The sequence below is a fragment of the Viridibacillus sp. d25.2 genome (genome assembly GCF_055456015.2).
This window is the reverse complement of record NZ_CM196652.1, coordinates 3,642,443-3,655,543: the sequence shown is the minus strand read 5'-3', so window position 1 is coordinate 3,655,543 and position 13,101 is coordinate 3,642,443. Positions and strand designations below refer to the sequence as shown.

General features: G+C 35.6%; 13 protein-coding genes and 1 pseudogene. 10 read left to right on the top strand and 4 right to left on the bottom strand.

Going from position 1 to position 13,101, the window contains the following annotated elements; translation table 11 throughout:
• Positions 1 to 24 precede the first annotated feature (24 nt).
• From ACZLO7_RS18065 to ACZLO7_RS18045, 5 genes are all read left to right on the top strand, one after another.
• Entirely contained in the window at positions 25 to 1,896 is a 1,872-nt protein-coding gene (locus tag ACZLO7_RS18065) for a cytochrome c oxidase subunit I (RefSeq protein WP_464937784.1), read from the top strand.
• Positions 1,896 to 2,522 carry a cytochrome (ubi)quinol oxidase subunit III gene (locus tag ACZLO7_RS18060; protein ID WP_464937783.1) on the top strand — a complete coding sequence of 209 codons (627 nt, stop codon included), beginning with the start codon at positions 1,896 to 1,898 and terminating at the stop codon, positions 2,520 to 2,522. Before ACZLO7_RS18065 ends, ACZLO7_RS18060 begins: the two co-directional genes overlap by 1 nt.
• On the top strand, positions 2,522 to 2,854 hold the full coding sequence (locus ACZLO7_RS18055) for a cytochrome C oxidase subunit IV family protein (RefSeq protein WP_427749158.1): 333 nt from the start codon (positions 2,522 to 2,524) through the stop codon (positions 2,852 to 2,854). The genes ACZLO7_RS18060 and ACZLO7_RS18055 overlap by 1 nt, the downstream gene beginning before the upstream one ends.
• Before the next feature lie 546 nt (positions 2,855 to 3,400).
• Complete coding sequence (ctaG, locus tag ACZLO7_RS18050) at positions 3,401 to 4,321, top strand: cytochrome c oxidase assembly factor CtaG (RefSeq protein ID WP_464937782.1); 921 nt, start codon at positions 3,401 to 3,403, stop codon at positions 4,319 to 4,321.
• 30 nt (positions 4,322 to 4,351) lie between these two features.
• A complete protein-coding gene (locus tag ACZLO7_RS18045; protein ID WP_464937781.1) occupies positions 4,352 to 4,813 on the top strand; it encodes a DUF420 domain-containing protein in 462 nt (153 codons plus the stop codon).
• Positions 4,814 to 4,855: 42 nt separating this feature from the next.
• On the opposite strand, the gene ytvI is transcribed toward ACZLO7_RS18045, so the two are convergent.
• Entirely contained in the window at positions 4,856 to 5,911 is a 1,056-nt protein-coding gene (gene ytvI / locus ACZLO7_RS18040) for a sporulation integral membrane protein YtvI (protein WP_464937780.1), read from the bottom strand.
• Positions 5,912 to 6,014: 103 nt separating this feature from the next.
• The gene (locus ACZLO7_RS18035; RefSeq protein WP_464937779.1) at positions 6,015 to 6,380 is read right to left on the bottom strand and encodes a YugN family protein; all 366 of its coding nucleotides are present in this window, start codon (positions 6,378 to 6,380) and stop codon (positions 6,015 to 6,017) included.
• Positions 6,381 to 6,526: 146 nt separating this feature from the next.
• Between ACZLO7_RS18035 and ACZLO7_RS18030 the strand changes: the two genes are divergently transcribed.
• On the top strand, positions 6,527 to 7,597 hold the full coding sequence (locus tag ACZLO7_RS18030; protein ID WP_464937778.1) for a CAP domain-containing protein: 1,071 nt from the start codon (positions 6,527 to 6,529) through the stop codon (positions 7,595 to 7,597).
• On the opposite strand, the gene ACZLO7_RS18025 is transcribed toward ACZLO7_RS18030, so the two are convergent.
• A complete protein-coding gene (locus ACZLO7_RS18025) occupies positions 7,564 to 8,334 on the bottom strand; it encodes an amino acid kinase family protein (protein ID WP_464937777.1) in 771 nt (256 codons plus the stop codon). The two genes, ACZLO7_RS18030 and ACZLO7_RS18025, sit on opposite strands and share 34 nt — an antisense overlap.
• Before the next feature lie 117 nt (positions 8,335 to 8,451).
• Between ACZLO7_RS18025 and ACZLO7_RS18020 the strand changes: the two genes are divergently transcribed.
• The 4 genes and pseudogenes from ACZLO7_RS18020 to ACZLO7_RS18005 form a co-directional block, all read left to right on the top strand.
• Positions 8,452 to 9,924, top strand: coding sequence for a UDP-N-acetylmuramoyl-L-alanyl-D-glutamate--2,6-diaminopimelate ligase (locus ACZLO7_RS18020; RefSeq protein ID WP_464937776.1), 1,473 nt, complete (start codon positions 8,452 to 8,454; stop codon positions 9,922 to 9,924).
• A 477-nt stretch (positions 9,925 to 10,401) separates the two neighbouring features.
• Positions 10,402 to 11,028: a LysE family transporter gene (locus ACZLO7_RS18015; RefSeq protein ID WP_464937775.1), complete on the top strand. Its 627-nt coding sequence runs from the start codon at positions 10,402 to 10,404 to the stop codon at positions 11,026 to 11,028.
• A gap of 126 nt (positions 11,029 to 11,154) precedes the next feature.
• A complete protein-coding gene (locus ACZLO7_RS18010) occupies positions 11,155 to 12,399 on the top strand; it encodes an MFS transporter (protein ID WP_464937774.1) in 1,245 nt (414 codons plus the stop codon).
• A gap of 115 nt (positions 12,400 to 12,514) precedes the next feature.
• Positions 12,515 to 12,667, top strand: a pseudogene (locus ACZLO7_RS18005) (IS3 family transposase); the annotation flags it as partial.
• Between the two features lie 49 nt (positions 12,668 to 12,716).
• Here ACZLO7_RS18005 and ACZLO7_RS18000 read toward each other — a convergent pair.
• A complete protein-coding gene (locus tag ACZLO7_RS18000) occupies positions 12,717 to 12,992 on the bottom strand; it encodes a YqhV family protein (protein WP_464937773.1) in 276 nt (91 codons plus the stop codon).
• Positions 12,993 to 13,101 lie beyond the last annotated feature (109 nt).

Below are 13,101 nucleotides of genomic sequence, written 5' to 3'. Positions count from 1 at the left end.
TTCATATTGAAGGAGGTTAAAGTTGTGAGCTCAACTGCAAAGAAAAAGGGCTTTGGCGCAACTATATGGGACTACTTAACAACAGTAGACCATAAAAAAATCGCCATTCTTTACCTTATTGCCGGTACGTTCTTCTTCGTAGTCGGTGGTATTGAAGCAATGCTTATTCGTATCCAACTTGCAAAACCAGATAATGATTTTGTGAGTGCGGGACTTTTTAATGAAATTATTACAATGCATGGTACAACAATGATATTCTTAGCTGCGATGCCATTGTTATTTGCATTCATGAACGCTGCTGTACCATTACAAATTGGTGCACGTGACGTTGCGTTTCCATTCCTAAACTCTTTAGGTTTTTGGTTATTCTTATTTGGTGGTCTTTTCTTAAACCTTTCATGGTTCTTAGGGGGAGCTCCTGATGCAGGTTGGACTTCATATGCATCATTATCTCTAGCATCACCAGGTCATGGTATTGACTTTTATGCTTTAGGTTTACAAATTTCTGGTGCGGGTACATTAATCGCGGGGATTAACTTCCTTGTAACGATTATTAACATGCGTGCACCTGGTATGACATATATGCGTATGCCATTATTCACATGGACTACATTTGTAGCGTCTGCTTTAATTTTATTCGCATTCCCTCCACTTACTGTGGGATTATTCTTTATGATTTTTGACCGTATGTTCGATGCGAACTTCTTCGATCATATTAATGGTGGTAATACAGTTATCTGGGAGCATTTATTCTGGATTTTTGGACACCCTGAAGTATATATCTTAGTACTTCCTGCATTCGGTTTATTCTCTGAGATTTTTGCGACATTTGCACGTAAACGTTTATTCGGTTACTCTTCAATGGTATTCGCGACTATCTTAATCGGTTTCTTAGGCTTCATGGTATGGGCTCACCATATGTTTACTGTAGGTCTTGGGCCAACTGCAAACGCAATCTTCGCAGTAGCGACAATGGCGATTGCTGTACCAACAGGTATGAAAGTATTTAACTGGTTATTAACAATTTGGGGCGGTAACATTAAAGTTACAACACCAATGCTTTATGCATTAGGTTTCATCCCATCTTTCGTAGCTGGTGGGGTAACAGGGGTTATGCAAGCATCTGCACCTCTTGACTACCAACTACATGATTCTTACTTTATCGTAGCTCACTTCCACTACGTTATCGTTGGTGGTATCGTATTAGCACTATTCGCTTCAGCACATTATTACTGGCCTTTAATGTTCAACCAAATGTTAAATGAAACTCTTGGTAAGATTACATTTGTATTCTTCTTCATTGGTTTCCACTGTACATTCTTTATTCAACATTTCTTAGGTTTAATGGGTATGCCACGACGTGTATTCACGTTTATGAGCGGACAAGGTTGGGATTCATTCAACATGATTAGTACAGTTGGTGCTTTCTTAATGGCAATCGGTGTTATTTTACTAGTATTAAACGTAATTATCACTGCTATTAAAAATGAACCAGCAGGACGCGATCCATGGAAAGATGGACGTACTCTAGAGTGGGCTATTCCACAACCAGTACCATACTATAACTTTAAACAAACGCCACTTGTTCGTGGTTTAGATACTTTTTGGATTGAAAAAATGGAAGGTAACAAAGAAGGTATGACATATGCTGAGCCAATTTCAGATATCCATATGCCAAACAACTCATTCATTCCATTCATGATTTCATTTGGTTTATTCGTTGCAGCATTTGGTGCACTTTATCACCAAGATGCTGATAAAACATGGTCACTTCCAGTATTAATTGCTGGTCTAGCGATTACATTTGCTTCAATGATTGTTCGTTCTCTTAAAGATGATTTAGGTTATCATATTCATAAAGAAGAACTATTGAATGAAAAGGGGGGTAAACACTAATGGATTTAAAGAAAAGATTTACCCCACAATCTTGGCCTGCACATCCAGAGAATTCTACACTTGAAGGGAAAAACAAAACATTAGGTTTTTGGATTTTCCTTGGCGGTGAAACAGTTTTATTCGCCACTTTATTTGCTACATTCTTAGCGCTAAAAAATAAAGGGCCAGCTGGAATGGAATTCTCAACTCAAAGTCTTTTTGAGTTACCACTTGCTTTCATTATGACGATGTTACTTTTAACTTCATCATTAACAAGTGTTTATGCTATGTACCATATGAAAAACTATAATTTCAAAGCAATGCAAGCTTGGTTAATCGTTACTGTTCTATTAGGACTTGGATTCCTTGGTCTTGAAATTTATGAGTTCTATCACTATGTACACTTAGGCTTTACATTTACTCAAAGTGCATTCGGTTCATCTTTCTATACTCTAGTAGGGACTCACGGATTGCACGTAATCATCGGTTTAGGTTGGTTCATTCTTTTAATGCTACGTAACTCTAAACGTGGCTTAAATCTTTATAATGCACCTAAGTACTACTTAGCGTCATTATACTGGCACTTTATCGACGTAGTTTGGGTATTCATCTTCACTGTAGTTTACTTGATGGGAGTGTTGGGCTAATGTCACATGACGTTGAAGCACGTACAAGAAGTCAACACGAGTATGAATATGCTCGTAAACGCGCAAACCAAGGTATGCGTAATCAAGTAACAGTATTTGCGATTATGATTTTCTTAACATTCATCGCATTTGCTGCAGTTCAAGCAGGAATGTCTGCTTACTTAGTTGCACCGCTTATTTTATTATTTGCGGCTGTTCAAGTAGCGCTACAATTGTATTACTTTATGCACTGGAGCGAAAAAGGTCATGGAATGGCACAATTTTTCATGTACTCTGCTGCATTCATCGCTTTTACAATGATTCTTGCTTTTGTAACAATCATTTGGTGGTAAGAACCAGAGCAAAAAAACCGAGTCTATTATAGGCTCGGTTTTTTGCTTTTCTATCTAATTTATTTAGTAGCTGATAGAAGGCTTAGAAGCACTTTCGATCTTGAGATTTGCGAAAATAAGGACATTAATAGTCTGCTAAATAACAATCATGGAAGTTAGTGCAACAATCGGCAAGGTTAGTGCAACAATCATGGAAGTTAGTGCAACAATCGGCAAAGTTAGTGCAACAATCATGGGAGTTAGTGCAACAATCGACGTTCCATGAGAAAGATATCCAGCTTTGCGCGTTAGCGGCTCGAGGTCACTTCCATTTTCTCGGTCAAAGTCTGAAAAGATGACTTTGATTCGAAAATTCCAGTGCTTGTCGCCGCTGAACGAACATGCAAAGCATTTAGGTATATCCAGCTCAGGCGCTAGACTCTCGAGGTTACGTTCCTTAAAATGAGCGCTTTCAGCATTAAAGTAAAAAATGTCATGATTCGTTCATTGAAGTTCGTGGGGTTGAGATTTATAATGAAGGTATTGAAACTAAAGGAGCGAATTACTATGCCTCTAAGTATATTTGGATTTCAAGCAATGTGGAGCCCTTATTTAATAGGCGTCATTTTGTTTTTAACTGTACTATATTTTCTTATTACTGTTAAATGGAGAACGGACTTCAAAGATAGTGAACCTTTGAAGAAACGTGAGGCGATCAATTTCGTAATCAGTATGATTTTGCTATATATTGTTATGGGTTCGCCAGTCGATTTAATGGCACATATTATGTTTACAATGCATATGGTGCAAATGGCTTTACTACTACTATTAATACCAATTTTCTTGATTCAAGGTATTCCGAATTGGTTATGGAAGTTTGTCATTGAATTACCGTACATCAAGCCTGTATTTCATTTTATGACTAGACCGATGTTTGCTTTAGCATTCTTCGTTGCTTTATTCTCTTTTTATCATATTCCAATGATTTTGGATTATATAAAACTAAGTGAAACGTTACATGGAATGTATACATTTCTTCTATTTTTATCAGCAGTATTTATGTACTGGCCACTCATTAATTCAGTAGAAGGACAACCTCGTATGAAGGATTTACACAAAGTGGGCTATATTATCGGGAATGCAGTTCTTATCACGCCCGCTTGTGCATTAATTATTTTTGCATCATCACCGTTCTATGCTACGTATACAGATGGTGAATTGTGGATGAAAGCAATGCAATTATGTGTACCTGCATCAACATTAGCTGGACTATCCTTATCGGGACCTGAATTATTTACCAATATGGATGCTATGTACGATCAACAGCTAGGCGGAATCATTATGAAGATAATTCAAGAAATTATCTTTGCTTCTGTATTAGGTAAAGTGTTTGTTAGATGGTATCGTAATGAACAAGATAATGCTGAAGAAATTACGCAAAAAGCCTTATTAGAAAGACAGCAACTAAATGCTAATCAGTATCAATAATCATAAAAAAGATTGTTAGGAGAAAAACGCATGAATGTACCTATATTACCTACAATTAGTACAACTTTTATTGCATTAAGTGCTATCTTAGTAGCAATTGGTTGGGCACTAATTAAGCAAAGAAAAATTGAAGCGCATAAGAAAACAATGATTGCTGCTGCAATTTCAGCTTTAATTTTCTTTATCATTTACGCATCACGTACAGTATTTATTGGTAATACAGCATTTGGTGGACCAGATAATTTGAAAATCTATTACACGGTATTCCTAGTATTCCATATCTGCTTGGCAACTACAGGTGCCGTTTTCGGTATCGTAACATTATTATCAGGTTTCAAAAATAACCTTGTACGTCATCGTAAAATTGGACCAATTACAAGTGTGATTTGGTTCTTTACGGCCATTACAGGTGTAGCAGTATATTTATTACTTTATGTATTATATGAAGGTGGAGAAACAACTTCTGTTATTAAAGCTATTTTAAATAATTAAACCTAAAAAGCCGTTCCCTTATTATTTTTGGGAACAGCTTTTTTATTTGATAAATTTACTTAGTAAACCTGCTTCCTTAGCTGTAATAAATATCATGACAATTAATGGGCCTATAAAGAAACCTAAAAATCCAAATAATTGTAACCCGATGTACATACTGATTAATGTAGCAAGTGGAGGTAATCCAATTTGAGCACTCATTACTTTTGTTTCTAATATTTGGCGTGCAATTATTATTACAATTGCTAATAGTGTCAGTTTAATACCCATTGCCATTTGACCCGTAAGCATAGCGTAAATGGCCCAAGGAGCTAATATAACAATTGCGCCTAAAATAGGTAATAAATCAACGAACCAAATGATTAAAGACATGATAATGGCGTATTTAGGAACGATGAATAGTAAAGCGCAAAAAGTAATAACTAAAACAGATAAACTAACGATTAATTCGGCTTTGATATAACCGAATAATACAATATGGAGTTTTTGAAAAAGTACTTTCCACTTATCTGCTTTATTTTGAGAGATATATGCATTAAACTGTTTTTTGAGTTTTGGTATTTCTGACATAAATAAAAAGAGAGCAAACATATAAACAAGTAAATTGAGTAAAAAAAACGGTAACTTTGATACGATCATTTTTAAGCGATCGTAGTTGAAAAACTCGATAAATGAGGATTGAAGCCTTTCGAGGACTCTATCAATACCAAGCTGAATTTCGGTAATTACTTCTATAGGTAGATCGTGAGTAACCTTTGCTAAACGATTTTGAAGATTTAACCAAGATGCAGTCAATTGGTCGAAAAGTTCAGGAGCTATTTTTGATAAATGAGAGACTTGAGTGATAGTATTAGTAATGGCGAAGTACAAGATACTTGATATTACGATTAAAAAGAGGGAAAATACAATGATAACTGTAAATCTTCTAGATTTAATCCATTTTCGTTGTAGAAGTTGTATAAGTGGCTCAAGCAAAAGAGCAGTCATAAAAGATAGTAAAATTGGTATAGATGCTGGAATTAAAATGTATAATAGTAATAGAACTATAATGCTCAATAATACTTTTTTCAATATGCTAAAAAAATTGGATTTGGCCAATCAAATCACCTATCTTTTAAATTTACGCTCATAGTATGGATGATTTTCTATTTTTTATCCAATAAAAAAAGTGCTGTAAGTTACCAGCACTTCAATTAAATAATTAAGCATGAATTTCAAATGATTTAATTTGTTTTTCAAGAGATTTTAAAATTTCTTGGCAAGATTTTACTAGATGAGCAGGGAATGCTTCACCTTCACCATATTCAACACCATGTGGGAAGTAGTGTTTACCAAGAGCTGGTTTTAATAAAGTAATGATTGCATCATTAGCCCCGATATCACCGTCTTTTGTAAAACCGAATACACGTAGGTAGAATGTACCTTCACGCACATCAAAGCGTCTATCCCAAGTTACTCGTTCGTAATCCCAGCCTGTTGCACGGATTAAACCATGTTCGCGCATAAGATCATCAAGAAGTGTGATGTCAGCTAAAGTGTTTTCAAGTCCTGTATTTTCGAAATACATAAATTTCGTCCTCCTTTGACTCATCGTACCATATATACGTTCCACTTTATAATAGAGCAAAAATGCACTAGTTGCAATGACAACATTGTGAATACATCATGGCAATTGGTATAATAAAATAACTAAGCAAATTGAGGAGAGGGCATGTGAAAGCGTTATTTCGAATATTACTTATATTAGCAGCTATATTAGTTGTTTTCTTCTATACAAATCAGTCGGTAAAGGAAAATGAACTACTAACGGCTCCAAATTCACAAGGAAAAGTAATACCAAAACAAGATGTTCCAAATGTGAATGGGAAGGCAATACCTAGACCGAAAGAGGGTTTATCAACTTTAGTTGGAAAATCTACTAATGCATTGGAAAAATTACTAGGCAAGCCAAGTCGAGTAGAACCTTCTGCTTATGGCTATGAATGGTGGGTGTACGATAAGGGGTATGATGATTATTTAATGGTTGGCGTAGAGGGGCGCAAAGCAACACAAGTGTATATTTCCGGTGTAAAGGGTAATGCTATGCCTTTCAAGATCGGTCAGTCATTAGATGATATTTATCGATCAACTATTATTGATACGGAAGTCAATGTGCAAATTGACGAAAATATTTATACCTTTGTTTTAAATGAAGAAGATATGAAAACACGTATTTTAACGATGTATGAAGGTTTATATGCACAAATGTATTTCGATGCGACAGATCGAACATTACAGGCAGTTCGATTTATAAATGGAGAAACACTTGTGAAGCAGCAGCCTTATGATATGACTTATGTCGGCGATATGATCACACCAAATGTACCTTCATCTTATTTACAAGCTGAAGTAGATTTAGCGAATCAGCGACAACTTTTCGATTTGACGAACGTTTATCGTACTCAAAAAGGTTTACGAGCTTTAAATGCAGCAATTGATTTAAATAGCATTGCTCAAAGCCATTCTGCAAGTTTAGCGCTTGGCAAAATGTCAAAAGAGGGTATTCAACAAAATACATTAAAAGAGCGATTGAAAAATGCAGTTGTTAATTTTGATATTGCTGCAGAAAATATAGCTGAGGACTACTTAGACGCTCCTGAAGCGATTAATGGATTGCTCAATTCAGAGAACCATCGAGACACATTATTAAATGAAGATTATAATCAGCTCGGCTCAGGTGCTTTTGGTAAACACTTTTCACAAGTATTTATTCAAAGTATAGATAATATGTCAGATGAACCATGATGAATAGCAGGAACGATTAGTGTTCCTCGGTCCATAGAAAAAGTATTTCGAATATGCAGTGTGAGATGGTGTTTTTCTGCCGTCTCCGCTGCTTTTTTTTGCACAATAGGGTGGCTATCATTTAGTAATTCGTGAAATTCGGGATAAGTCAATTTCGATATTAATTCTGCGTTAGCGTTAATTTTAGGGTTGTAGGTCATAACGCCAGGAACGTCTTTATAGTATTCTATAAATTTTGCATTCAAGGCAGCTCCAAGTAGCGCCGCGGTTAAATCACTACCGCCACGTCCTAACGTAGTAATATCTCCTTCTACTGTGGAGCCTTGAAAACCAGGGACAATGACGCAAGAAGTCTCATTTAATGCTTTCTCTATTGCTGCTGTGTGAACAGCATGGATTTCAGCGTCACCGAAGTTATCGGATGTTTCAATGCCAATATTTTGCCCATACAACAAAGTATTGTCAATACCGCTTTGTTCTAATTCAGCTGAAATGATGGCTGCAGCAATCATTTCTCCACAAGCAGCAACGAGGTCTTTCGCCTTAGAATCGCTCTTAAAAGCGTTTGTTAATGTTAGCAAAGTGTCAGTGGCATAATAATCACCACCACGGCCCATAGCTGAAACAACAATGACTGCCTTTTCAAATTTATGAATTGCCTTACGAATATGAAGGATGCAATGTTTACGCGAAGCTTCGGATTGCATTGCGATTCCACCAAACTTTTGAATAATCATAGTGAATACTCCCATCTTTCTTCGTGTCATTTTGTGCACTCTCTTCATACGATACAAGTGAATAGCGGATTGTAATAATGTATTCGATGATGTTAAAAAGGTGCAGGAGGAAAACAGTTGATCTTAGCAGAGCTAATTAAGGATTGGCCTTGTGAAGTGCAGGGCGGCTCGATACGTACAGAAATAAGTGGAATAACTGATGTTGCAGATCAAATAAAGCCAGGTAATGTTTTCGTTGCAAGGAAAGGGAAACAACATAATGGGTGGCTTTTTGTCTCTGCAGCGGTGGCAAATGGAGCAGTAGCTATTGTGTATGATCAAGACCAGCCAATAAAACACTCAGAAGTACCCCACGTTTGGGTACCTGACTGTTCAACATTTTTATCCTATGCATGTAAGGCTATTGTAGGTGATAAAATTGAATTATTGACGGTGGTTGGGGTAACTGGTACAAATGGCAAGACAACTGTAACACATTTTATTGGGCAGATACTCCAAAAACTTGGAGCTAAAGTAGCTGTGCTTGGCACTTTGGGTTTATGGATTAATGGTGAGCGTCAGGAGCAGAATACTTCTTCTATGACTACACCGCCTCCAACATATTTGTATCCGATTTTTGCGCAATGCGTTGAATTGGGCGTGAAGTATATTATTATAGAAGCATCTTCTTTGGGGTTGTCGCAGCATCGATTAGATCACTGTGCAATTGACTATGGCGTATATTTAAATATGAGTAGAGACCATTATGATGAACATGGCAGTAAAGAAAAGTATGAATTAGCCAAGAGAAAATTAGCCACTTTAGCAAATAAAATCGTAGTTAATGCCGACGATCCATTTTGTTTAAATATGAAACAGCATCATGTAAGATCCTTTACTTTTGGTCGACATCGAACAGCTGACATTAGCGTCATTCATAAAGAGATAGAAGGTACATCAACTGTTTTACTTGTGCAGTATTTGGAAAATCCAGTTGAACTAATAATGCCATTTGTAGGGGAACACCATCAACAAAATGTGTTAGCAGCAGTAGCAACTGTGCAACAACTTGGATATCCGCTCCAAATCATTGCCCCAAGTATTCCTTACCTCACATTGCCTTCAGGAAGACAACAAGAAGTAGAAAACGACCTAGGTGTTCGAATCGTCATTGACTATGCACATACACCTAGTGCTCTTGGAGCTGTTTTACAGTCTCTTAAATTAATTTCGAAAAAGAGATTAATAGTTGTTTTTGGCTGTGGAGGAGACCGTGACCATGGAAAACGTCGGGAAATGGGGAAAGTAGCTGATAGTTATGCTCACAAAATATGGTTAACAAGTGATAATCCTCGTAGAGAACAAGCAGATATGATAATTGCACAAATTGCTCAGGGCATTGATCTGACACCTTATGCGATTAAAATTAACCGCAAACAAGCAATTGAAAGTGCAATAGCTGAGGCCCATCCGGGTGATACTGTTCTAATCGCGGGTAAAGGGCATGAAACGACTCAAATAATTGGTAATGAAGTCGTTCCATTCTCAGATTATGAAATTGCTAAAGAATATATAAAACAATTAAAAAAGAAGCTCAATGACGAAAAATGAGCCAGTTGCAAATGCAATTTGTTTGTAATCTTCTTGTTCAATTGAAGCTTCGAGTACTATAGTGCTATTACCTTGTGAATAAATTTATATAATGTATTTTGATTAGCGGTTGTCACATAGTGGATTGTTAAATTACTCGTAACTACTATTGGAATACCCGTAGAAATTAGATTTATTCGCCTTCAATCATATATGTATTTTACTAGATTTAACACGGTTTAATAGGAACCGGAGCAGAGAGATTACTATGAATATTAAAATAACTAGCATCAAAACGAAGGATGAAAATTTACATCCTTCGTTTTTTTGTCTTTTAAGTGTTGATGTTTATCAATTCATTACTAGCAAGAAGGGAAAGCTTTTAATAATAATTGTAAGTAGTTTTAATTATTCTTTAGAATTTTCTTTTTTAGCAGTCGTACAAGTAATGCACGCTGAATATGATGCTAAGACACTATAATATCGGAGGGGTATTTCATGAATTCCATAGTTCCCTACTTCTTTTTAGGGGTATCTTTAGCTACACCAATTGGTCCTGTTAAAGCAACTTTATTAAATACAGGTATTAAAAATGGATTTTTTCATGCTTGGTTTTTCGGACTTGGTGCGGTAGTCACCGACATTTTATATATGATTATGGTGTACTTTGGAGTCGGGCACTTTATAGAAATACCTTTTATTAAAACTTTACTTTGGTCATTCGGCTTTTTCGTTCTTATGTATACAGGGATTGAGAATCTACTTACAATACATTCTATTGAGATGGATTCAAAATTTGGAAAAGTGGTTCGATTAAGACATTCACTATTGTCCGGTTTTTTAATGGCATTGCTTAATCCATTAACTATCCTTTTTTGGTTAGGTATATATGGATCAGTGCTTGTAGGAGGAGCGGGAACATTAACAGGTGTAGAAATAATTCTATATAGTATATTCATATTACTGGGCATTTCTCTAGTTGATTTTATAATGGCGACTATATCAGGCGGTTCACGAAAAATGTTATCCCCCTCTTTTTTGAAAATTATTTCAGTTATTTCATCTTTATCGATGATTGGATTTGGCATTTACTTTGGTATTCAAGCATATCATTCCATTTTTTAATTTGTCCAAATGTTCACTACTCTAATCTTTTATGTACATATTGTTTATTTTTACGCATAAAAAAAATAAGCAAGGAAACCATACCTTTAATAATTGAAAAACCTAACAGTTAATAGAGGTGTATGGATGGGAAATGTGGATAATCGTGAAGACAAAGTTAGCCTCTGGTGTATAATCAGTTTGGCCTCAATCCCATTAGTTATGACACTTGGAAATTCTATGCTTATCCCAGTGTTACCGATCTTAGAAAAAAATGTAGGCATTTCCTCATTTCAATCAAGTATGATCATCACGAGTTATTCAGTAGCGGCAATTATTCTCATTCCAGTTGCAGGCTATTTATCGGATCGTTTTGGGAGGAAAAAGGTCATTTTACCAAGTTTAATATTGGCGTTAATCGGTGGATTAATCGCTGGTATTGCATCTTGGAAAATGGAAAATCCGTATATGGGTATTATCATCGGGAGGATTTTACAAGGCGCAGGGGCATCGGGTGCTATGCCGATAGTATTACCGTTAGTAGGTGACTTATATAAAGATGATGATGAAAAAACAAGCTCTTGTTTAGGAATCATTGAAACGTCAAATACATTTGGAAAAGTGTTAAGTCCGATTCTAGGTTCATTGTTCGCAGCTTTCTTATGGTTTTTACCATTCTTCTCTATATCTGCTTTTAGCTTAATCTCTATCGTCCTAATTTTCTTCTTTGTAAAAGTACCAAAAGATAAAGATGAACCAGTAAAACTAAAAGAATTTTTGACAAATGTTAAAACTACATTTAGGCAGGAAGGAAAGTGGTTATTAACCGTATTTCTAAACGGTGCATTTGTAATGCTTGTGTTGTTTGGTGCGTTATTTTTTTTATCTGAAAATCTTGAAAAAACGCATGATATAAAAAGCGTAAAAAAAGGATTTGTGTTAGCCATACCCTTACTGATGCTCTGTATCGCTTCTTTTATTACTGGAAGGAAGATAAAAGGGGATATGAGGCTCATTAAGAAGATGATGATTATCTGTTTAATTGTTCTTTCTATCAGTGTTGTTTTTGTTGGTTATACAGCAGAAAAGTTGGTTCTATTGTTAGTAGTGACCAGTGTAGTAGGTATAGCAATCGGTGCATTATTACCCGTGTTAGATGCTATTATTACCGAAAATATTCGAAAAGAGGAGAGAGGTACTGTCACTTCTTTTTACAGCTCAGCTAGATTTATCGGTGTTGCAGCAGGACCACCTGTGATGTCTCTCGTTATGGAGAATTATCTAAATGTAAGTTATATTTCAGCGGGTGTTGTAGGTCTTATCATCTTGTTTTTAGTATTTAAGTTCATCAAAATTGAGGAAATTGGCCAAAAAAATAGCACCACAAAGTAAAAAGGAGCAATCAGTTTGAACTGCACCCCGAACTTTAGATTACAGTCTAAAATTTGAGGTGCTTTTATTTTGATTAAAATCACATCAAAGAAAAAAATTAATGCAATAACACCCTAAAAGGAAACGCCTCTACTTAAATGGATTTGAGAGTGTAGAACATTTTAAGATGAATTAGAAAAATATATCGATTACTATATTCACAAACGAATTAAGGCAAAACTAAAAGGCCTGAGCCCTCGTACAATACCGAGTTCAGACCTTATCTTAGCTGAATCGTTCCTTTTATTTGTGATATAAAAAATAAATTAAGTTTGAACTTACTTGGAATTCAAACTGAAAAGGATAAGTAAAATTCCTGAGAATAGACAAACCATTTTAAGCATTGATACCTTTTCAGCTAAGCCTGCTAACCCGATTCCAGTCGTAACAATTAAAACAGTAGGACCGACTAATGCCAGGAGGGTATTGATATAGAAAGCTTTTTCTAAATCATTGTACTTCAACATGAAAAAAGCTGCTGTCAACTCAATACTTCCTGAAAGTAGTCTTAATAAAATTATAAAAAGAAGAGCTCTTTCGATAAAAATGACCACCTCATTTTTTCATATTCATCGTAAGTGGATATTTTAGCTTGTACAGCAATAGCAAAAAATAGTTTAAGAAAGAATTTGTAGATTTAGCTTTTTTATAGTGTATGTATGC

What these genes read in the sequence shown, in the direction of transcription:
- ACZLO7_RS18060 (WP_464937783.1), top strand. Translation starts at nt 1,896, where the DNA reads ATGGATTTAAAGAAAAGATTTACCCCACAATCTTGGCCTGCACATCCA.
- ACZLO7_RS18055 (WP_427749158.1), top strand. Translation starts at nt 2,522, where the DNA reads ATGTCACATGACGTTGAAGCACGTACAAGAAGTCAACACGAGTATGAA.
- ctaG (WP_464937782.1), top strand. Translation starts at nt 3,401, where the DNA reads ATGCCTCTAAGTATATTTGGATTTCAAGCAATGTGGAGCCCTTATTTA.
- ACZLO7_RS18045 (WP_464937781.1), top strand. Translation starts at nt 4,352, where the DNA reads ATGAATGTACCTATATTACCTACAATTAGTACAACTTTTATTGCATTA.
- ACZLO7_RS18035 (WP_464937779.1), bottom strand. Translation starts at nt 6,380, where the DNA reads ATGTATTTCGAAAATACAGGACTTGAAAACACTTTAGCTGACATCACA.
- ACZLO7_RS18025 (WP_464937777.1), bottom strand. Translation starts at nt 8,334, where the DNA reads ATGATTATTCAAAAGTTTGGTGGAATCGCAATGCAATCCGAAGCTTCG.
- ACZLO7_RS18015 (WP_464937775.1), top strand. Translation starts at nt 10,402, where the DNA reads ATGAATTCCATAGTTCCCTACTTCTTTTTAGGGGTATCTTTAGCTACA.
- ACZLO7_RS18010 (WP_464937774.1), top strand. Translation starts at nt 11,155, where the DNA reads ATGGGAAATGTGGATAATCGTGAAGACAAAGTTAGCCTCTGGTGTATA.